Source organism: Campylobacter sp. CFSAN093260 (assembly GCF_012890095.1).
In the GTDB taxonomy this organism is placed as follows: domain Bacteria; phylum Campylobacterota; class Campylobacteria; order Campylobacterales; family Campylobacteraceae; genus Campylobacter_D; species Campylobacter_D jejuni.
On sequence record NZ_CP040618.1, the window covers coordinates 339,385 to 358,036 of the forward strand.

The 18,652-nt window shown below is 29.8% G+C and carries 22 protein-coding genes; 12 read left to right on the forward strand and 10 right to left on the reverse strand.

Going from position 1 to position 18,652, the window contains the following annotated elements:
* Positions 1-45 precede the first annotated feature (45 nt).
* Both cmeR and ccoG read right to left on the reverse strand, forming a co-directional pair.
* The gene (gene cmeR, locus FBF22_RS01755) at positions 46-678 is read right to left on the reverse strand and encodes a multidrug efflux system transcriptional regulator CmeR (protein WP_002859459.1); all 633 of its coding nucleotides are present in this window, start codon (positions 676-678) and stop codon (positions 46-48) included.
* Positions 665-2,041, reverse strand: coding sequence for a cytochrome c oxidase accessory protein CcoG (ccoG, locus tag FBF22_RS01760; protein WP_002868682.1), 1,377 nt, complete (start codon positions 2,039-2,041; stop codon positions 665-667). The genes cmeR and ccoG overlap by 14 nt, the downstream gene beginning before the upstream one ends.
* A gap of 160 nt (positions 2,042-2,201) precedes the next feature.
* On the opposite strand from ccoG, the gene rpsU reads away from it, so the two are divergent.
* The 8 genes from rpsU (at position 2,202) to FBF22_RS01800 (ending at position 8,770) form a co-directional block, all read left to right on the forward strand.
* Positions 2,202-2,414, forward strand: coding sequence for a 30S ribosomal protein S21 (gene rpsU, locus FBF22_RS01765; RefSeq protein ID WP_002780697.1), 213 nt, complete (start codon positions 2,202-2,204; stop codon positions 2,412-2,414).
* Between the two features lie 119 nt (positions 2,415-2,533).
* On the forward strand, positions 2,534-3,139 hold the full coding sequence (locus FBF22_RS01770) for a UPF0323 family lipoprotein (protein ID WP_002869745.1): 606 nt from the start codon (positions 2,534-2,536) through the stop codon (positions 3,137-3,139).
* A gap of 9 nt (positions 3,140-3,148) precedes the next feature.
* Complete coding sequence (locus FBF22_RS01775; protein ID WP_002868684.1) at positions 3,149-4,318, forward strand: glutathionylspermidine synthase family protein; 1,170 nt, start codon at positions 3,149-3,151, stop codon at positions 4,316-4,318.
* 3 nt (positions 4,319-4,321) lie between these two features.
* A complete protein-coding gene (locus tag FBF22_RS01780) occupies positions 4,322-5,257 on the forward strand; it encodes a D-2-hydroxyacid dehydrogenase (protein ID WP_002854730.1) in 936 nt (311 codons plus the stop codon).
* Positions 5,247-5,738: a YajQ family cyclic di-GMP-binding protein gene (locus FBF22_RS01785; RefSeq protein ID WP_002854188.1), complete on the forward strand. Its 492-nt coding sequence runs from the start codon at positions 5,247-5,249 to the stop codon at positions 5,736-5,738. The genes FBF22_RS01780 and FBF22_RS01785 overlap by 11 nt, the downstream gene beginning before the upstream one ends.
* Positions 5,739-5,746: 8 nt before the next feature.
* A complete protein-coding gene (locus FBF22_RS01790; RefSeq protein WP_002854442.1) occupies positions 5,747-6,223 on the forward strand; it encodes a hypothetical protein in 477 nt (158 codons plus the stop codon).
* Between the two features lie 10 nt (positions 6,224-6,233).
* Positions 6,234-7,058: a hypothetical protein gene (locus tag FBF22_RS01795; RefSeq protein WP_002869746.1), complete on the forward strand. Its 825-nt coding sequence runs from the start codon at positions 6,234-6,236 to the stop codon at positions 7,056-7,058.
* Positions 7,058-8,770, forward strand: a complete 1,713-nt coding sequence (locus FBF22_RS01800) for an ATP-binding protein (RefSeq protein ID WP_002854291.1) — start codon at positions 7,058-7,060, stop codon at positions 8,768-8,770. The genes FBF22_RS01795 and FBF22_RS01800 overlap by 1 nt, the downstream gene beginning before the upstream one ends.
* On the opposite strand, the gene FBF22_RS01805 is transcribed toward FBF22_RS01800, so the two are convergent.
* The 8 genes from FBF22_RS01805 to FBF22_RS01840 are packed head-to-tail and all read right to left on the reverse strand — an operon-like array spanning position 8,735 to position 14,477.
* Positions 8,735-9,307, reverse strand: a complete 573-nt coding sequence (locus tag FBF22_RS01805) for a sulfite oxidase heme-binding subunit YedZ (protein WP_002857273.1) — start codon at positions 9,305-9,307, stop codon at positions 8,735-8,737. The two genes, FBF22_RS01800 and FBF22_RS01805, sit on opposite strands and share 36 nt — an antisense overlap.
* Positions 9,307-10,200, reverse strand: a complete 894-nt coding sequence (gene msrP, locus FBF22_RS01810) for a protein-methionine-sulfoxide reductase catalytic subunit MsrP (RefSeq protein ID WP_002858649.1) — start codon at positions 10,198-10,200, stop codon at positions 9,307-9,309. Before msrP ends, FBF22_RS01805 begins: the two co-directional genes overlap by 1 nt.
* A 55-nt stretch (positions 10,201-10,255) precedes the next feature.
* Positions 10,256-11,041: a hypothetical protein gene (locus tag FBF22_RS01815; RefSeq protein ID WP_002884765.1), complete on the reverse strand. Its 786-nt coding sequence runs from the start codon at positions 11,039-11,041 to the stop codon at positions 10,256-10,258.
* Positions 11,038-11,877, reverse strand: coding sequence for an orotidine-5'-phosphate decarboxylase (gene pyrF, locus FBF22_RS01820; RefSeq protein WP_002860283.1), 840 nt, complete (start codon positions 11,875-11,877; stop codon positions 11,038-11,040). Before pyrF ends, FBF22_RS01815 begins: the two co-directional genes overlap by 4 nt.
* Positions 11,874-12,272, reverse strand: a complete 399-nt coding sequence (gene nusB, locus FBF22_RS01825) for a transcription antitermination factor NusB (RefSeq protein WP_002824771.1) — start codon at positions 12,270-12,272, stop codon at positions 11,874-11,876. The genes pyrF and nusB overlap by 4 nt, the downstream gene beginning before the upstream one ends.
* Positions 12,272-12,736: a 6,7-dimethyl-8-ribityllumazine synthase gene (gene ribE / locus FBF22_RS01830; RefSeq protein ID WP_002854278.1), complete on the reverse strand. Its 465-nt coding sequence runs from the start codon at positions 12,734-12,736 to the stop codon at positions 12,272-12,274. Before ribE ends, nusB begins: the two co-directional genes overlap by 1 nt.
* Positions 12,733-13,548 carry a 3-deoxy-8-phosphooctulonate synthase gene (kdsA, locus tag FBF22_RS01835; RefSeq protein ID WP_002854449.1) on the reverse strand — a complete coding sequence of 272 codons (816 nt, stop codon included), beginning with the start codon at positions 13,546-13,548 and terminating at the stop codon, positions 12,733-12,735. The genes ribE and kdsA overlap by 4 nt, the downstream gene beginning before the upstream one ends.
* Positions 13,545-14,477 carry a DMT family transporter gene (locus FBF22_RS01840; RefSeq protein WP_002860282.1) on the reverse strand — a complete coding sequence of 311 codons (933 nt, stop codon included), beginning with the start codon at positions 14,475-14,477 and terminating at the stop codon, positions 13,545-13,547. The genes kdsA and FBF22_RS01840 overlap by 4 nt, the downstream gene beginning before the upstream one ends.
* Positions 14,478-14,577: 100 nt before the next feature.
* Here FBF22_RS01840 and der point away from each other — a divergent pair, with 100 nt between their 5' ends.
* From der to serS, 4 genes are read left to right on the forward strand one after another with little or no spacing between them, the layout of a single operon-like run.
* A complete protein-coding gene (gene der, locus FBF22_RS01845) occupies positions 14,578-15,960 on the forward strand; it encodes a ribosome biogenesis GTPase Der (protein ID WP_002884766.1) in 1,383 nt (460 codons plus the stop codon).
* Positions 15,947-16,444: a shikimate kinase gene (locus FBF22_RS01850; protein WP_079264886.1), complete on the forward strand. Its 498-nt coding sequence runs from the start codon at positions 15,947-15,949 to the stop codon at positions 16,442-16,444. The genes der and FBF22_RS01850 overlap by 14 nt, the downstream gene beginning before the upstream one ends.
* Entirely contained in the window at positions 16,441-17,400 is a 960-nt protein-coding gene (trpS, locus tag FBF22_RS01855; protein ID WP_002858719.1) for a tryptophan--tRNA ligase, read from the forward strand. The genes FBF22_RS01850 and trpS overlap by 4 nt, the downstream gene beginning before the upstream one ends.
* Positions 17,401-17,410: 10 nt before the next feature.
* Positions 17,411-18,646 (forward strand): serine--tRNA ligase, encoded by a 1,236-nt coding sequence (serS, locus tag FBF22_RS01860; protein ID WP_052777729.1) that lies wholly within the window; start codon positions 17,411-17,413, stop codon positions 18,644-18,646.
* Positions 18,647-18,652 lie beyond the last annotated feature (6 nt).

An 18,652-nucleotide genomic window follows, 5' to 3' on the forward strand; every position in this document is an offset into this window, starting at 1 on the left:
AATTTTTGGCTAATTATATCTTAATTTTGGTTAATAAAATTATTTTTAAGCTTTGGATCCATTGATCCCATTTAGAAAAACGTTTACAACAAATTCAACATGTTCTTTTTGTTCTTTTTTATTTTTTAAACGAGCATTAATTAAAACATTAAGATGATGATAAGGTTCTTTTAACATAGTGCAAAAAAGAACAGCAAGTTTTTCTGCATTTTTTTTCATATAAGAATTATTTTGTTGCTTGAAAAAATCCATAAGTATGTTATAGGAAAAATTTTGTTGATTGTTTTCTATCCAATTGGCAAGATGTCTATCTTTGTCATAAACTTGAGAATAGATAATTTTACCAAAAGCTACAGCTTCTGGTTGATTGAAAATTTCTATAAAAGCTAAACCAAAAGAAGTTAAAATTTCTTTTAAAGTGCCATTTTCAATTTCTTGTGTTTTGGAATAAATAAGATGAAAGTGTTTTTTACATATGTCATCTAAAATTTCAAAGAATAGCCCTTCTTTACTTTTAAAACCATCATAAATATTAGAATAAGATCCTCCAGATAATTTAATAATATCACTCAAACTTGTTTCTTGGTATCCTTTTGTTAAAAAAAGCTCTAAGGCCACTGCTTTGATTTTTTCTTGTCTGGCTAAAACTTTTTGTGATGGTGTTCTATTTGAGTTCATTTTTATCCTTTATAAGAGTGCTTTTAGGGTATACAAATATACTTTTTCTAAAAACCGAAATTTTTTCATTATCCTTTGCGTAAGCTTTTATATGTAAAGGAAAGATTACGTCTTTTTTATCATTATTTGCTAAATTTTTTGTAGCCCTGATAACAACTATTTTTTTGACTTGTTCTCCTGCTTTTAATTTAAAAGGTTTGTTTGGTCTTATGATTTCAATTCCATCATTTATTCCTTCTAAATTTGCTGTAAAATAATATTCATGAGGTTTAGAATCTGTATTTTGAAACAAAAAGGTATAAGCATTTGAAATGACTAATTCACCTTTAACATTTGAAATATTATATAATTCACTACTACGATTGATATTTAAAAGCATGCTTTCTTTTTTGCTTCCCATGATGATTAAAGCCAGTAAAGCAATTAGAAGAACTATAAAATATGCTATCGTTCTAAATCTTAAATAATGAACCTTAGAACGCGTTTCAATAGCTTTTGCACTTGTCCAATTGATCAAACTTGGACGATTAAATTTGCTTTGAACCTTAGAGCAAGCATCGGCACATTCAAGACAATTAATACATTCAAGTTGCATTCCTTTGCGTATGTCAATATGAGTTGGACAGATGCTAACACAGGCTTCGCAACCTATGCATTCTCCCTCAGGCGGTTTTTTATGAAGTTTGGTGTGTCCATCATAGATCAAGCCCCCGCGTTTTTCATCGTAGATCACTTGCATTGTATCATGATCGAACATTACAGATTGTATTCTTGCATAAGGACAGACATAAACACAAAATTTTTCTTGTAAATAGGTAATATCCAAAGTAAAAAGTAAGCTAGCACAAAATAAAATTCCAAGTAAAAGTAGATGCTCGCCAGGATTTTGAATATAATTGAAAAAATCTTCAGGAGGAATAAAGTACCAAAGTAAATTACTAACAGCAACTAAAGATATAAAATAAAAAATTATTACTCCAAGAAATTTTTTAAAATATTGTCCCTCATATTCTTTTTGTTTGTTATTGATATTTTTGCGAATTTTAAGAAATTTAGTTTGTATGATATCTCTATATATAACTCTAAAAATCGTTTGTGGACAACTCCAAGCACACCAAATTCTTCCACCTAAAGTTGTAATAAAAAAAATAAATAAAAAAAGAAATATAAGAACAAAAGGCATGAGATAAAATTCTTGTGTTGAAAAAGAAATAAAAAATAGGTTTAATTTAGAATGATCAAAACTTAAAAGAAAAAAATGATTCTCATTAATTCTTATGAAAGGTAGGGCAAATATGATAATACTTGCAATTAAATATACAAAATATCGTTCTTTTGTATAGTTTGTAATGTGTCCTTGCATTTTTAGACCTTAAATTATAATTTTTTAGTACTTTGTAATTAAGGATTATAACCGATAAAAACTAAAACAATTTTTAAATGCTTTCTAAGTTAGAATTAATAAGAAGTGTTTTATAATTATATTTCACAACAAAAATTTACACAGAAAGGTGGTGAGGACTGTGCCAGGAATCAAGGTGCATCCTAACGAGTCTTTTGATGAAGCGTATCGTAAATTCAAAAAACAAGTAGATAGAAATCTAGTTGTGACTGAAGTAAGAGCAAGAAGATTTTTTGAGCCTATGACTGAAATTCGCAAAAAACAAAAAATTTCAGCACGCAAAAAAATGCTTAAAAGACTTTATATGCTTAGACGCTACGAGTCAAGACTCTAACCCAAAAGCCCGAAAGGGCTTTTTTATATCTACAAACTTCATTTGGTATTAAATTAAAAAGTATTTATTATTTTTTGTTAAAATTTCTAATTTAAATTTTCTGTTTTTAGGATAAACTTATGAAAAAAATCAAAAAAATCATTCAAATTGGTATGATAGGTGGTTTAGCAGCTGTTGCTGGAGGTGCTTTAGCAGGTTGTAGAAGTAATAATGACAATTCAGATACTTTAAATCAAGCAGCTAATGCTCAAGGAGCTTTTGTAATTATCGAAGAAACAGCTCCAGGGCAGTATAAAATCAAAGATCAATATCCAAGTGATGAAACAAGGGTAGTTTTAAAAGATCTTAATGGCACAGAAAGAATTTTATCCAAAGAAGAAATGGATGCTTTGATTAAAGAAGAAGCAGCTAAAATTGATAATGGAACTTCAAATTTAACTAAAGACAATGGACAAATCAGTAGTGGGGGATTGAGTTTAGGGGAAACTTTACTCGCAAGTGCTGCAGGTGCTATTTTAGGAAGTTGGATAGGTTCAAAACTTTTCAATAATCAAAATTTTGCCAACCAACAACGCGGTGCTTTTTCAAATCAAAGTGCTTATCAAAGGAGTGTTAATAGTTTTAATAAAGCAGGCACAACAAGCTCTGCTTCAAGTGCTAAAAAATCAGGCTTTTTTGGCGGAGGCTCTAAAGCCACAAGTTCTAGTTCTTCTTTTGGTTCTTAAGGATAAATAATGCAATTACTACAAGTAGATAAACTTCAAAAAGATTATTTAGAAAATATAGGTTTTTCTTGGCATACAGATGAAGATGGAAGTGATTATATTAGCAATAAGTTAGTTTGTGTTAAGGAAAGTGAAGCTAATGCTTATTATGAAGCGGTAAATGAGCTTTATGATATGTTTATTGCTGCAGCGCAAGAAGTGATTGATAATGATCGTTTTGATGAGCTTGGAATTCCTTTTAATCTTATTGATGCAATTAAGATGAGTTGGGAAAATGAGGTTCATTGGCATTTATATGGGCGTTTTGATTTAGCGGGTGGACTTGATGGCAAGCCTATAAAACTTATAGAATTTAATGCTGATACCCCTACTGCTCTTTTTGAAAGTGCGATTTTACAATGGGCACTTTTAAAACAAAATGGAATGGATGAAAGCGCACAATTTAATAGCATTTATGAAAGTTTGATGGATAATTTTAAAAGACTTATTACCCTTGATGAAAGTGTTGAAGGGTTTGAAGAGCATTATCAAGGATGGAAAATTCTTTTTTCAAGTGTTGCAGGAAGTAAAGAAGAAGAAATCACTACAAAATTGCTTGCACATATAGCCAATGAAGCAGGTTTTCAAACTAATTTTTCCTTTGTGGATGAGGTGGAATTTAGCGAAGAGGGTATTTTTAAAGAGGGCGAAAATTATGAGTATTGGTTTAAGCTTATTCCTTGGGAAGATATAGCCATAGAAGAGGGTGAACTTGCCATGCTTTTAACTCAAATCATGCGTAATCAAAGAGCAATTATTTTAAATCCTGCTTATACGCTTTTATTTCAATCTAAGGGAATTTTAAAAATTCTATGGGAACTTTATCCAAATCATCCATTACTTTTAGAAACAAAAGATACTCCTTTGGAAGGTAAAAACTATGTTAAAAAACCTGTTTTTGGTAGAGAAGGTGCAAATATCAGTATAATTAAAGATGGAAAAACTTTGCATGAGAATGTAGGTCCTTATGGGAATAATAAGGCTATTTATCAAGAATATGTAGAGTTTAATTCATGTGAAAACGAATACTATCAAGCAGGTGTTTTCTTTGCTTATGAAGGGTGTGGCTTAGGATTTAGAAAAGGAGGACTTGTGCTTGATAATTATTCTAAATTTGTAGGACATATTATAAAGGATTGAAAAATGAAAATTGTTTGTTTAGATGCGGCAACTTTAGGGGATTATGATTTAAGTGTTTTTGAAAAATTTGGTTCTTTGCAAATTTATACCACAACAAATAAAGAGCAAACCATAGAGCGTTTAAAAGATGCTAATGTCGCCATGACAAACAAGGTTGTAATTGATAAAGATGTGATTGATGCTTGTAAAAATTTAAAACTCATTTTGGAAACTGCTACAGGGGTTAATAATATCGATATTGAGTATGCTAAAGAAAAAGGTATTATTGTAAAAAATGCTGCTGGGTATTCTACTATGAGTGTGGTGCAACATACTTTTGCGTTTATGTTTGCTTTTTTAAATCAAGTGCTTTATTATGACAAATGGAGCAAAGAGGGTAAATGGTGTGAAAGTCCTATTTTTACAGATTATAGTAGAATTTTAAACACCTTAAGTGGTAAAAAACATGGTATTATAGGTTTAGGAACCATAGGTAAAGAAGTGGCAAAAATTTCAAAGGCTTTTGGAGCCGAAATTTATTATTATTCTACGAGTGGAGCTAATAAAAACGCAGATTTTGTACATTTGGAATTAAAAGATTTATTAAAAACTTGCGATATTATAAGTATCCACGCACCTTTAAATGAAAAAACCAAAAATTTACTCGCCTTTGAAGAATTAAAGCTTTTAAAAGATAATGCGATTTTGATTAATGTAGGAAGAGGTGGGATTGTCAATGAAAATGATTTAGCTAAAATCATAGATGAAAAAAATATTCGTGTAGGGCTTGATGTTTTAGAAATTGAACCTATGATGAAAAATCATCCACTTTTAAGCATTAAAAATAAAGAAAATCTTATTATCACTCCTCATGTTGCGTGGGCGAGCAAGGAGGCTTTAAATGCTTTAATGGATATAGTTTATAATAATTTAAAAGAATGGATAGAAAATGGCAAGTGAACATAGTTTTGATATTTCAGCAGCTTTAGATAAACAAGAGTTAAAAAATGCTTTTGAACAAGCTAAAAAAGAACTTGATAGTCGTTATGACTTAAAAGGAATTAAGTGTGAGATTGATTTAAGCGAAAAAGAGAGTATTTTTAAACTCAGTTCTTCTAGTGAAGGAAAGCTTGATGTTTTAAAAGATATAGTGATTTCTAAACTTATCAAAAGAGGAATTAATCCTAATGCTATTAAAGAGCTTTCTCGTGAAAGTGGAGCAATGTTTCGTTTAAATTTGAAAGCAAACGATGCTATTGATAGTGAAAATGCCAAAAAAATCAATAAAGCTATCAAAGATAGCAAACTTAAAGTTAATTCTTCGATTCGTGGTGAAGAAATTCGTGTTGTAGCAAAACAAATTGATGATTTACAAGCTGTGATGAAGCTTGTAAAAGAGCTTGATTTAGAGTTAAATATCAGTTTTAAAAATCTTAAATAAGGTCAAATTTGAAGCATTGTTTAGCCCTGTGTTTTATTTTTTTTCTTTGTGCTTGTAGTGTGAAAAATCAAAATTTTTCGAGTCAAAGCTTGATGGTTTTGATTGCTTCTCCTATGATAAAAATCAATGACGCAGCTTTTTTAAAAAAAGAAAATAATGCTTTAAATTTAGAAGTTTATAAACTAGGGCAAGCTTTTTTTGAACTCAAAATCAAAGATAAAATTTGTATCAATGCAGTGTGTTATGATAAAAAAGTGTTTAATCAAAAATTTTTTAAAAATGTATATTATGATGATATTTTAAGTGATATTTTAAAGGCAAATGCTTTATGGCAGGGTAAAAATTTAGAAAAAACTGATTGTGGTTTTGAACAAAATTTAAAAGCAAAAAATTATGAAATTTTTTATCAAGTTTGTGATAATAAAGTAAGTTTTTTTGATAAAATTTCACATACTAAAATTATCTTAACGCATATTCAAAATTGAAGGATAGAGTTTGAAATTTTTTTTACTGGTATTTTGCTTTGTAAATCTAGCTTTAGCGCAAGTTTATAAAGGTGAATTGTATTTTTATCATTTGCAGGATAAAGAAATTTTTGCCATAGTTTATGATAATGCGCCTATGACTCCACTTTTTGACAGGGATAAAAATCAAACAAGTTCTAGTTTTTTAATTATTGATGATATAAATGGAAATTTAGAGATTCCGCTCGTTAAGACAAATGATTTTTGGCAGGATGAGCGTAAAAAATATAAAATCAATTCTTCTAAAATGCTTACATATGATAATAAAAATTTTCAAGGAGAAAATTTAGGAACAACTACTTTAGAACTTGTCGAAACGCAAGATGGCATTCGTATAAAGCGTAGTCTTGATTTTATAGGTTTTAATGATGATTTTAAAGAATTTCATCCTGTTCATAAGAGTGTATTTAGTTTTGAACAAATTCGCCAAAAGCCTATTTTTTTACAAGATGGAAAAATTAGTTTTGAAGAATGGTATTATTTTTATGAAGATGGTATGAGCCGTGCTATTTTAGAGTTAAATAATTTTGTTTATGATATTAATGCTCACGCATTTGTAAAACTAAATGATTTGTATAATACTGAAAATCAAAAATTTCAAAATCTTTTACATGAGAAGCTTAAAAATACATGTGATGAGTGTTTTGAAGATCTGCAAAATTTACAATTTAATAATAATTTTTTGCTTAATAATGGAAAACTAAAAATTTGTTATCTACCTTTTGAAGGTCATTTTTTAGATGAAAATATTTGCGTAGAATTTAACGAAGATGAGCTTAAGGAATTTAAAAAATAATGGAAAAATTAAAAAATTTTTTAAGTTTGAAAAATATAGAAGATACTCAAATTTATAAAGAGCTTAAGTGTGCTAAAAATGAGGCTTTGATTCTTAGAGAACTTTGTAGAAATTATGTCGTTTCTATTTCTTCTATCAATGCCTTTACTTTATTATCGACAATTTTTGGAAATGATAAGTATCTTTATCTTGATGCTTTGGAGGATTTAAAAAAACTTATCGAAAGAGGTTTTGTAAATCAAAATTCGAGTTTTTTTAAAAGTTTAGAAAATAATAAAACTCAAACATTAACTCTTGCCTTATTGCAAAGTGAGCTTAGTCTAAGTGAATATTTTTTAGAATTTTTAGAAGCAAAACCTCGTTTAAATTTTGAGAAACAAGAGGCTTATGCAGATTATTTAGAATATTTAAAAGATGAATTTGCGCGTATTCAATTATACGAAAGATTAAGTTTTATACAAAAAAGTGCTTATAATAGTGAAATAAAAAATCAAATTAAACTTTATGAAAAACATATCAAAGAAAGACTAAAAAAAAGTAAATTTTATAATGTATTGGCTGATATTTTTAAAGAATACAATCTTGAACATAAAGAACAAATTATTTTTCTAGCACTTTTAAAAGAAGAATACGCCTTAAGTAATGAAAGTTCGATTTCTAGAGAAATGAATTCTTTACTTTCTTTAATCAGTGAAAATGATTTAGAAAGGCATAAAAATAAAAAACTATTACAAGAAAATGCTCCTCTTTTAAACTTAATCGAGTATGATGAATATTTAAATGCTTTTGGAGATATTTCTAAAAGTTTTTTTATTATCGATGAAATTTTACAAAGAATTATAAATTTTGAACCAAAACAAAGTAAAAAAATCAAAATTGAAAGTGTTTTAAAAGATCAAGATATTTTCGAGCTTATAGAACCAAGCACTGACATCAATGATATTATTATGCCTGAAAATACAAAAGAGCTTTTAGAAAATATTTTAAAACAACAAGATAAAAAAGTCCTAGAAAGACTTCATTCTTGGGGTATAAAGAGTAATAAAAATATAGAAGCTAAAATTATTTTTTATGGTCCTGCTGGTACTGGAAAAACTATGTCAGCTTTAGCTATGGCTAAATCAATGAAAAAATCTGTCCTTAGTTTTGACTGTTCTAAAATTTTGAGCAAATGGGTTGGAGAGAGTGAGCAAAATGTAAGAAAAATTTTTGATACTTATAAAAATATCGTGCAAACTTGTAAACAAAGTCCTATTTTACTTCTCAATGAAGCTGATCAGTTTTTAAGTACGCGTGTAGATGGAAGTAGTGGTAGCGATAAAATGCATAATCAAATGCAAAATATATTCTTAGAGCAAATTGAGCGTTTTAGTGGTGTGATTATCGCTACGACAAATTTTTTAGAAAGCTTAGATAGTGCATTTTCAAGAAGATTTGATTATAAGATAGAATTTAAAAAACCTGATTTTAAAGATAGGCTTAAAATTTGGGAAAAATTTCTACCTAAAAAAGCATTATTTGAAAAAGATTTTGATATAAATATTTTATCAAATTATGAATTAAGTGGAGCACAAATTTTAATGGTGGTGAAGAATACAGCTTTGAAAGTAGCTGTATCAAAAGATGGGGTTTTTAAAATGCAAGATTTTATAGAAAGCATACAAAAAGAATTAAATTCAAGTTTTGATAAAAGTAAGATTGTTGGATTTTAACTTTTTTAATGTTTTTGTATAGCGAACTATAAAATAAAACAAAGCTATAATTAAAGCACTCCATTCCCAAAACATAGGAATTTTTGGGGTTAAAAAATAATGATAACTTGCCAAAACTAAGCATAAATATCCTAGTTTTCTGATTTTACTAAGTTTTTTAAAGATTTTAAAAGAACTTAAAAGCATTAAAAATATGATTAAAAATGCGATAAATCCACTTGCTTCTAATAAACGATGTGAAATATCATCGAAAAGCCTTAAAATTTGAGCATTTCTATCAAAAATAAAATAATTTAAAAAGTGCAAAATCGCCCAAAAAGCTGCAAAAATACCTAAAATTTTAGGATAATTTTTTGTTTTTTTAAATTTAAGTAAAGAAAATAAAAGACTTAAATTTAAAAAGATTAAAGCAAATATTCCAGTGTAAATATAGGCTTCTTTTACAAAATCAAAGGCTTTTATGATATGATAAAAGCCATAGATTAAACTTATGATAAAGCTAAAATAAGCAAGAAATTTAAAGTATTTTGTCTGCATTAAAAATTCACTTTCAAGTCCATGTTTTTATATAAACTTGCCACTTCTTTTTCATATCCATTAAACATTAAAGTAGGTTTGGTAAAGAAGTCTCCTAAAGCCCTCTCGTTAGCTTGAGACCATCTAGGATGAGAAACATTAGGATTGACATTAGCATAAAAACCATATTCACTTGGAGCGTAACTTTCCCAAGTGGATTTAGGCTGTTCTTTGGTAAATTCTATTTTAACTATGGATTTAATACTTTTAAAGCCATATTTCCAAGGAACAACAAGGCGTATTGGAGCGCCATTTTGAGGCTTTAAGGCTTTTTTATACATTCCTACTGCAAGCAAGGTAAGAGGATGCATAGCTTCATCCATGCGAAGTCCTTCTACATAAGGATAGTCTATAGTTGGAAATAAAGCGTCTTGATCGGGAAATTGGCTCTTATCTAAAAGAGTGGTAAATTTAACAAATTTTGCCTCGCTTGTAGGTTTTGCCATTTCAATCAAACGACGCAATTCAAAGCCTACCCAAGGTACCACCATAGACCAAGTTTCAACACAGCGAAAACGATAAATTCTTTCTTCTAGTGGAAATTTTAAAATATCTTCCATGCTTAAAGTTAAAGGTTTTTCTATTTCTCCACTGATATCGATTTTCCAATTTTGAGTATTGAAATTTTGTGCCAATGATACAGCCTTTCTTTTATCTGTTGAAAATTCATAAAAATTGACATAATTTGTAGCCAGTTCTTCATCGCTGATTTCAAGTTTGTTTGGATTAGTATCGCTTGTGAAATTTAAAGCAGATAGTTTAGAAGCAAGCACGCTTGAACTTATTAAAGCACCCGCTCCAAGTTTTAAAAAATTTCTCCTTTGTTTATAAAGTTTTTCAGGTGTTATAAGCATAATTTTTCCTTATTAAAAATTTTTATTATTAAACTATAACAATGTTAATACAGGATTAATTTTGTGTGATTTTTTCAAGTTCTATATTGTAGAATATTTCTTCGCAAAATTCTTTATAGTGATTAAGTAGTTTAATTTTTGAAGTTTCTTGCATTAGAATTTTAAATTCTAATTTTTTTAATTTTCTAAGTTCATCCTTGAGCTCTTTATCTTTTGAAAACAATAAAAAATATTCTTTAAAGATGAGCTCATAAATTTCAAAAGTTCCATCGACAAGATAATTAATCGCTTTATCAAGATGCCGATTAGAGTCTTTAAAATTTAAAGGATTTAAAACCATGAAACAAAGATGAATCATGGCGAAGTGAAAATATTTAAGATGTTTTTCAGGTAAGGTGAACAAATCGCTTTTTTGAAAATTTTGAAGATTGTTAAAGTCAGAATTCAAGAAATGATAGCCAAAACAGTCATTGATATTTGAAATCAAATTTTTAATTTTTTGTTCTCCATCAAGTTTTTTTCTAAAGGCTACAAAATAAGCGAGAGCCTTGTAAAATATTTGAAAAAATTTAATATGTTTATTTTCTCTTAGACAAATAAGACTTAAATCTTTTGGAGAAGTGGAGTGCTCTTGCATATAATTATAAACTTTCAGGGAAATTTTATTTCTTACCTCAAGCAAGTAGCTCAAGTCTTTTTGTTTTAAAATTTGATAATAAAAAAATATAAAATCTTTAATTAAACCTTTATGATCTTTTTCAAATAATGAAATTTGAAAATCCACGCTAAGAAACTGATTGTAAAGATTAAAGTAATCGCATTCTAATTGTTGATAATTCAATATTTTATCCCACACTTAGCATAAAATTCTTTTAAAGCATGTTCTTTATCAGGCTGAGTTTTAATCCATTCTTCAAAGTGATTACACATATCCCATTCTTTTTGCTGAATTACTTCATAATTTTGCTCTATATCGTTTTCGCTTATATTTTTTCTGTGTATTTTGTTTAAAATTTTTTCACATACAGCCCTAGGATTTTCATTTTTATATATAGGCCTTCCCACAACGATATAATCACTCAAATTTTCTCTAGCCATTGCAAGATTAGCAACACGTTTTTGATCATCACTTGTTTCTCCAAAAGGACGAATTCCAGGAGTAAGGGTTAAGAAATTTGAACTTGTGTGCTCTTTAATTTTTTTGCTTTCAAAAACAGAGCATACCATACCATCAAGTCCATTTTCATAGGATATTTTTGAAAAATTAATTACAGCTTCTTCAATTTTTTGTCTATAAATACTAAAGAAATTTTCTTCATCAAAACTCGTAAGAGCAGAAACTGCTAAAACTAAAGGTCTTTTTGAAAATTTGCTAAGCCGTGTCATAACTTCTTGTATGGCTATTTTTCCAGCACTTGCGTGGATATTGATCATATCAACACCAAGTTTTGATACTTCTTCGCAAGCATCTGCCATAGTGTTGGGAATATCATGAATTTTAAGATCAAGAAATATTTTAAAATCATCAACTTTTTTAAGTTCTTCTATGAATTTAAAACCATCTCTTAAATATGCTCTTAAACCTACTTTTAACCATATGTCTAAATTTTTTAATTCTTTGGCAAGTTGTAAGCATTCTTCTTTTGTAGAAAGATCAAGTGCGACACAAAGCTTCATTTTTTAGCCTTTATTAAGGCATCTAAAACTCCATTTATAAATTTTGGAGAATTGTCATTAGCAAGTTCTTTAGCAAGTTCTATAGCCTCATTGATGACAATGGCGCTAGGAGTATCGGTAAAAAGTAACTCATAAGCTCCAAGTCTTAGTATAGCTCTTTCTACATGTCCTAAAGCTGTAATTTGATTATCATTTAGAAATGAATTTAAGGTTTCATCAATATTGTTTAAATTATCTAAAATTCCATTATATAAATTTAAAGTAAAATTTTTTTGTTCATTGCGTATTTTTTTTTCATCTAAAATTTCATCTACAAAAACGTTGTTTTGAGAATTTAACTCAAAAGCATAAAGCAAGGAGATGACGCTTTGGCGAACTTGATGACGCGTTGCCATTAAAGCTCCTTGCTTAAATTTAACATCTCGATTACAGTTGTCATAGCTTCAAAGCCTTTATTGCCTGCTTTGCTTCCAGCTCTTTCTATGGCTTGTTCTATTGTATCTGTAGTTAAAACACCAAAGCTTACAGGGATATTATGATTTAAACTCACATTGGCTATGCCTTTGGTGGTTTCTGCTGAAACATAGTCAAAATGCGGAGTTGAGCCACGAATTACTGCACCTACGCAACAAATTGCATCAAATTTTTTGCTTTCTATAGCTTTTTTTAACGCATACGGAAGTTCAAAAGCACCAGGAACAAGTATAAGGCTTAGATTTTCCTCTTTGCCTCCGTGTCTTAAAAAAGCATCTTTTGCTCCTTCTACAAGGCGATCTGTGATGATATGATTAAATCTTGCATTAATGATAGCAATTTTTGTATTTGAGTCTAAATTTAATTTTCCTTCAATAATATTCATTTGTTTTCCTTTATGATATTTTGTATTTCTAGTAATGTATTAACGCAATTTTTAAGGCGTGTAAGATTAAGCATATTGGGTCCATCGCATAAAGCCTCGCAAGGATTAATATGTGTTTCAAAGAAAAAGCCATCTATGCCTACGGCTGCTGCCGCTCTTGCTAAAGGTTCTACAAATTCGCTTTTCCCTCCGCTACTTCCACCTGCAGCCCCTGGCATTTGTACGCTATGGGTAGCATCAAAAATAACTGGAGCAAATTCACGCATGATAACTAAAGAACGCATATCTACTACTAAATTTCCGTAGCCAAAGCTAGCTCCTCTTTCAGCTACAAAAACACCATTTTTTTGAGCAGCTTCATAGCCTTCATCTTCTATACCACGGGTTTGTAGAACTTTTTTAACGCTGTATTTGATATCGCTTGGGTTTAAAAATTGTCCTTTTTTGATATTAACTTTTGCCTTAGTTTTTGCTGCAGCTACAAGTAAATCGGTTTGACGACATAAAAAAGCAGGAATTTGCAAGACATCAGCTACTTCACTTACAGGGTTTGCTTGATTGCTTTCGTGTATATCGGTTAAGATTTTCATACCAAATTCATCTTTTACGCTTTGTAAAATTTTTAATCCTTCTTCAAGACCAGGACCTCGAAAAGAATTAATACTTGTGCGATTGGCCTTATCAAAACTTGATTTGAAATAAAATTCTATATTTGGATTTTCATTAAAATTTTTTAACTGTTCAGCAACTTTAAAAATCAAATCTTTGCTTTCTATCACGCAAGGACCAGCAATGAGTATCATTTTTTTCATTTTTTTCCTTTGTTCTTAACTAAAATTAATCCACCAAAAATAATGCCTATTATACCTAAAAAAACCATAGTACTTGGTAAATTATCTCCCAAAATTATCCCAACTATCATACTAAATACTACATCAAGATAACTAACTCCGGCAACCACTCCTGCTTGTTTAGCGATACCATAAGCTTTAGTGACATGAATTTGATAAATGGTGCCTAAAGTTCCCATAATGGCAATGATAAGCCAAGCTGCAAGACTTGGCATCACAAAAGGCGCTAGAATGAAATCTAAATGTAAAGAATCAAGATGCTGTGGTTCAAAAAATTCAGCACTGATCATAGAAATTAAAGGCATTAAGGTTCCTAAAAGGATAAAAGAAAAGGCAATTTGTTCTGTAGTGTAAGATTTTCTAAGTTCTCTTACACTTGTAAGAGCTAAAGCGGCTAAAAATCCACTCGTGATACCTATAACTGAATTTTTTAAATCAAAGCCTGAATGATTTAAATTATGAGCCCAAGGCTGAGCGATTAAAAGTACTCCACCAAATGCTATTAAAATTCCTATCCAGCCTTTGATACCAATATTTTCTTTAAAAACAACAAAAGCTATTAAAGTAATAAAAATAGGAGCAGTTTTTTGAAAAGCAAAAGCTCCACCTAGTGTAATATTTGAAACATTATAGAAAAACATATATAGTGAAAGCGTGCCTACTACTCCACGAAATACCAAGAGCCAAAAATGTCCCCCTTCTTTATGCGCCTTAGATCGTTTTAAAAGATAGACTATGAAAAAAATTCCTATGATATTTCTAAAAAACATAATTTCTATAGAACTCATTTCCTTGCTAAGAATTTTTGCACAAGCTCCCATAAGTGCAAAATCCAAACATGCTAAAATCATGAAATAAATTCCTAAATTATGCTTGATTACTTTTAGCATTTTTTTCCTTGACTAAAATCTGGGTTAATTCTAGTCTTTTTTTGCTTAATATTAAGCCAAATTTTATATAATTTTAAAAATATAATTTTCTAGGAAAAAAATGCAAAGCATTATACTTATAGGTAAGCCAAATGTGGGAAAATCAAGCCTTTTTAATAGAATGGCAAGACAAAGAATAGCTATTACAAGTGATATTTCAGGCACAACTAGAGATACAAATAAAACGCAAATTCATATTCATTCAAAAAAAGCCATGCTTATTGATAGTGGGGGGCTTGATGAAAGTGATGAACTTTTTAAAAATGTGAAAAAAAACACTTTAAAAGTAGCTAAAGAAAGCGATATCATACTTTATCTAGTTGATGGGAAATTAGCGCCTGATGATGAGGATAGACAGTTTTTTTATTCTTTAAAAAAACTTGGAAAACCTATAGCCTTAGTGATTAATAAAGTAGATAATAAAAAAGATGAAGAAAGGGCTTGGGAGTTTGCAAATTTTGGCGTAAAGGAAATCTTTAATCTTTCAGTAACCCATAATGTAGGCTTAGATGAACTTTATGAATGGCTTGAAAAATTTTTACATGAAGAGTTTTTAATCCCCGATGAAGAAGAAAATTTAGAAGATTTTTTAGAGTATTATGAAGAAGGAAAAGAATTTCAATTTAAAGAAGTCGATCAAAATCATATCAGAGTGGGTATTGTAGGGCGTGTAAATGTTGGAAAATCAAGTCTTTTAAATGCTTTGGTTAAACAAGAACGCAGTGTTGTAAGTTCTATTGCAGGAACTACTATAGATCCTGTTAATGAAAGTGTAGTTCATAAAGATAAAGTGATAGAATTTGTTGATACTGCAGGTATTAGAAAAAGGGGTAAAATTCAAGGACTCGAACGCTTTGCTCTAAATCGCACGGAAAAAATTTTATCTCATTCTCAAATAGCACTTTTGGTTTTAGATGCGCATGAGGGCTTTAACGAGCTTGATGAACGCATTGCTGGGCTTGTGGCTAAGCATTATTTGGGTGTGATTATTGTTTTAAATAAATGGGATAAAAGTGAGATGGATTTTGATAAGACTGTAAAAGAATTGCGTCTTGATCGTTTTAAATTTCTAGCTTACGCACCCGTGATTAGCGTATCAGCTTTAAGTGGAAAAAGGGTGCATGTTTTACTCGATAAAATTTTGCAAATTTTTGAAAATTTCACTCAAAAAATCCAAACTTCTAAGCTTAATACCTTGATAGAAAATGCCACAAGAGCACATCCTTTGCCGCATGATTATGGGAAATTGGTTAAAATTTATTATGCAGTACAATATGACTTAGCACCGCCAAAAATTGCACTTATTATGAATCGTCCTAAGGCCTTGCATTTTAGCTATAAGCGTTATTTACAAAATCAAATCAGAAAAGAATTTAATTTTGAAGGTGTGCCTTTAGTGATTGCTTCGCGTAAAAAGGGCGGTAAAGAAAATAATGAAAGCTAAAAATATCGTTTTTATAGGATTTATGGGTTCTGGAAAAAGCACTTTAGCAAGAGCTTTAGCTAAGGATTTAGATCTTGTTTTTTTAGATAGTGATTTTTTAATAGAACAAAAATTTAATCAAAAAGTCAGTGAAATTTTTGAACAAAAAGGGGAAAATTTTTTTAGAGAACAAGAGCAAAAAATGGCTGATTTTTTTAGTTCTTGTGAGAAAACTTGTATTGCTACAGGTGGGGGTTTTGTTAATGTTTCAAATTTAGAAAAAGCAGGTTTTTGTATTTATTTAAAAGTAGATTTTGAATATTTAAAAAAGCGTTTAGACAAAGATGAAATTTCTAAAAGACCTTTATTTTATGATGAAATTAAAGCAAAAAAATTATATAATGAGCGTTTAAGCAAGTATGAACAAAAGGCAAATTTTATTTTAAATATAGAAAATAAAAATATAGATGAGCTTTTAAGCGAGATTAAAAAGGTGATAAAATGAGAGTATTAACAGGCCTTCAGCCAAGTGGCGATTTGCATATAGGTAATTATTTTGGTGCGATTAAGCAAATGGTAGATGCACAAGAAAAAAGCCAAATGTTTATGTTTATTGCTAATTATCATGCCATGACTTCTTCTCAAGATGGAGAAAAACTTAAACAAAATTCCTTAAAAGCTGCTGCAGCTTTTTTAAGCCTTGGTATAGATCCTCAAAAAAGCGTTTTTTGGTTGCAAAGTGATGTTAAGGAAGTTATGGAGCTTTATTGGATTTTATCGCAATTTACTCCTATGGGTTTATTAGAGCGTGCACATAGTTACAAGGATAAAGTTGCTAAGGGACTTAGTGCTTCACATGGGCTTTTTTCTTATCCTGTTTTAATGGCGGCAGATATTTTACTTTTTGATACACGAATTGTCCCTGTAGGAAAAGATCAAATCCAGCATGTTGAAATCGCACGCGATATTGCTTTAAAAGTTAATAATGAATGGGGTGAAATTTTTACCCTTCCAGAAGCGAGAGTTAATGAAGAAGTAGCTGTGGTTGTGGGTACTGATGGAGCAAAAATGAGTAAATCTTATCAAAATACTATAGATATTTTTAGCAGTGAAAAAACCTTAAAAAAACAAATTTCTTCCATAGTTACAGATAGTACCGCTTTAGAAGATCCAAAAGATCATGAAAACTGCAATATTTTTAAAATCGCAAAGCTTTTTTTAGATGAATCAGGGCAAAAAGAATTACAAATACGCTATGAAAAAGGTGGTGAGGGTTATGGACATTTTAAAATATATTTAAACGAGCTTGTAAATGCTTATTTTAAAGAAGCAAGAGAAAAATATAATGAGCTTTTAGAAAAGCCTTCGCATTTGAAAGAAATTTTGGATTTTGGTGCGACAAAAGCAAGAAAAATCGCCCAAGAAAAAATGCAAAAAATTTATGAAAAAATCGGACTTTAAGGAGTAGAAAATGCTAGATTTAAAAAATTTGCAAAATAATTTTGATGAAGTGGCTAAAAAGTTAAAAAATAAAAAAGTTGATAAAAATATCTTAAAAAAACTTGCTGAACTTTTTGCAAGTTTAAAAAAAGAAAAAATAGCCTTGGAAGAATTTCAAGCTTTTCAAAATAAATTCAGTAAAGAGCTTGCTACAGCCGAAGATAAAGAAAGTTTAAAAGCAAAATTAAGCGAAAATAAAAGCAAAATTAATGAGCAAAGCGCTAAAGTAAATGCTTTAGAAAATGAGCTTGAGGAAATCGCTCATGCCATCCCAAATATCCCTGATGAATGTGTGCCTGTGGGTGAAGATGAAAATGAAAATGTGGAGCTTAAAAAAGTTTTAAATCCACCTAGCTTTGATTTTACTCCAAAAGAACATTTTGAATTAGGCGAGAGTTTAAATTGGCTTGATTTTATGCGTGGGGTAAAAATTTCACAAAGTCGTTTTTGTGTGCTTAAAAATGAAGGAGCTTTATTAAGCCGTGCTTTGGTAAATTATATGATAGATTTTAATAGAAGTCGTGGATTTGAATTTGTTAATGTACCTTTTTTGGTAAATGGTGCTACTATGTTTGGGACGGGTCAGTTGCCAAAATTTAAAGAAGATATGTATAAGGTAGATGATGAGGATTTGTATTTGATCTCAACTTCTGAAATTCCAGTAACCAATCTTTACAGCGGAGAAATTTTAGCGAGTGAAACTTTACCTATAAAAATGACTTGTTATAGCGCTTGTTTTAGAAAAGAAGCAGGCAGTGCAGGGCGTGATACAAGGGGTATTATAAGACAACACCAGTTTGAAAAAGTAGAGCTTGTAAGTATCACTAAACCTGAGCAAAGTGATAGTGTGTTTAATGAAATGCTTGAGTGTGCAAGTGATTTGCTGAGTTCTTTAGGTTTAGCGCATAGACATTTGATGCTTTGCACTGGAGATTTGGGTTTTAGTGCAGCAAAAACTGTAGATCTTGAAGTGTGGCTTCCAGGACAAAATAAATATCGTGAGATCAGCTCGGTTTCAAATTGTCGTGATTTTCAAGCAAGACGCGCTAAAATTCGCTATAAAAACGAACAAGGAAAAAATGAACTCGTCCACACTCTTAATGGCTCATCTTTGGCAGTAGGAAGAACCTTGGTAGCGATTATGGAAAATTATCAAGATAAAGAAGGAAAAATTCATATTCCTGATGTTTTGAAAAAATATTTTTAAAGAGTA

Excerpts from the sequence above, each read along its gene's own strand:
- FBF22_RS01780 (WP_002854730.1), top strand. The coding sequence starts at position 4,322 with ATGAAAATTGTTTGTTTAGATGCGGCAACTTTAGGGGATTATGATTTA.
- cmeR (WP_002859459.1), bottom strand. The coding sequence starts at position 678 with ATGAACTCAAATAGAACACCATCACAAAAAGTTTTAGCCAGACAAGAA.
- serS (WP_052777729.1), top strand. The coding sequence starts at position 17,411 with ATGCTAGATTTAAAAAATTTGCAAAATAATTTTGATGAAGTGGCTAAA.
- msrP (WP_002858649.1), bottom strand. The coding sequence starts at position 10,200 with ATGCTTATAACACCTGAAAAACTTTATAAACAAAGGAGAAATTTTTTA.
- kdsA (WP_002854449.1), bottom strand. The coding sequence starts at position 13,548 with ATGAAAAAAATGATACTCATTGCTGGTCCTTGCGTGATAGAAAGCAAA.
- FBF22_RS01800 (WP_002854291.1), top strand. The coding sequence starts at position 7,058 with ATGGAAAAATTAAAAAATTTTTTAAGTTTGAAAAATATAGAAGATACT.
- der (WP_002884766.1), top strand. The coding sequence starts at position 14,578 with ATGCAAAGCATTATACTTATAGGTAAGCCAAATGTGGGAAAATCAAGC.
- trpS (WP_002858719.1), top strand. The coding sequence starts at position 16,441 with ATGAGAGTATTAACAGGCCTTCAGCCAAGTGGCGATTTGCATATAGGT.
- nusB (WP_002824771.1), bottom strand. The coding sequence starts at position 12,272 with ATGGCAACGCGTCATCAAGTTCGCCAAAGCGTCATCTCCTTGCTTTAT.
- FBF22_RS01805 (WP_002857273.1), bottom strand. The coding sequence starts at position 9,307 with ATGCAGACAAAATACTTTAAATTTCTTGCTTATTTTAGCTTTATCATA.
- FBF22_RS01775 (WP_002868684.1), top strand. The coding sequence starts at position 3,149 with ATGCAATTACTACAAGTAGATAAACTTCAAAAAGATTATTTAGAAAAT.
- ccoG (WP_002868682.1), bottom strand. The coding sequence starts at position 2,041 with ATGCAAGGACACATTACAAACTATACAAAAGAACGATATTTTGTATAT.
- pyrF (WP_002860283.1), bottom strand. The coding sequence starts at position 11,877 with ATGAAGCTTTGTGTCGCACTTGATCTTTCTACAAAAGAAGAATGCTTA.
- FBF22_RS01785 (WP_002854188.1), top strand. The coding sequence starts at position 5,247 with ATGGCAAGTGAACATAGTTTTGATATTTCAGCAGCTTTAGATAAACAA.
- FBF22_RS01840 (WP_002860282.1), bottom strand. The coding sequence starts at position 14,477 with ATGCTAAAAGTAATCAAGCATAATTTAGGAATTTATTTCATGATTTTA.
- ribE (WP_002854278.1), bottom strand. The coding sequence starts at position 12,736 with ATGAATATTATTGAAGGAAAATTAAATTTAGACTCAAATACAAAAATT.
- FBF22_RS01770 (WP_002869745.1), top strand. The coding sequence starts at position 2,534 with ATGAAAAAAATCAAAAAAATCATTCAAATTGGTATGATAGGTGGTTTA.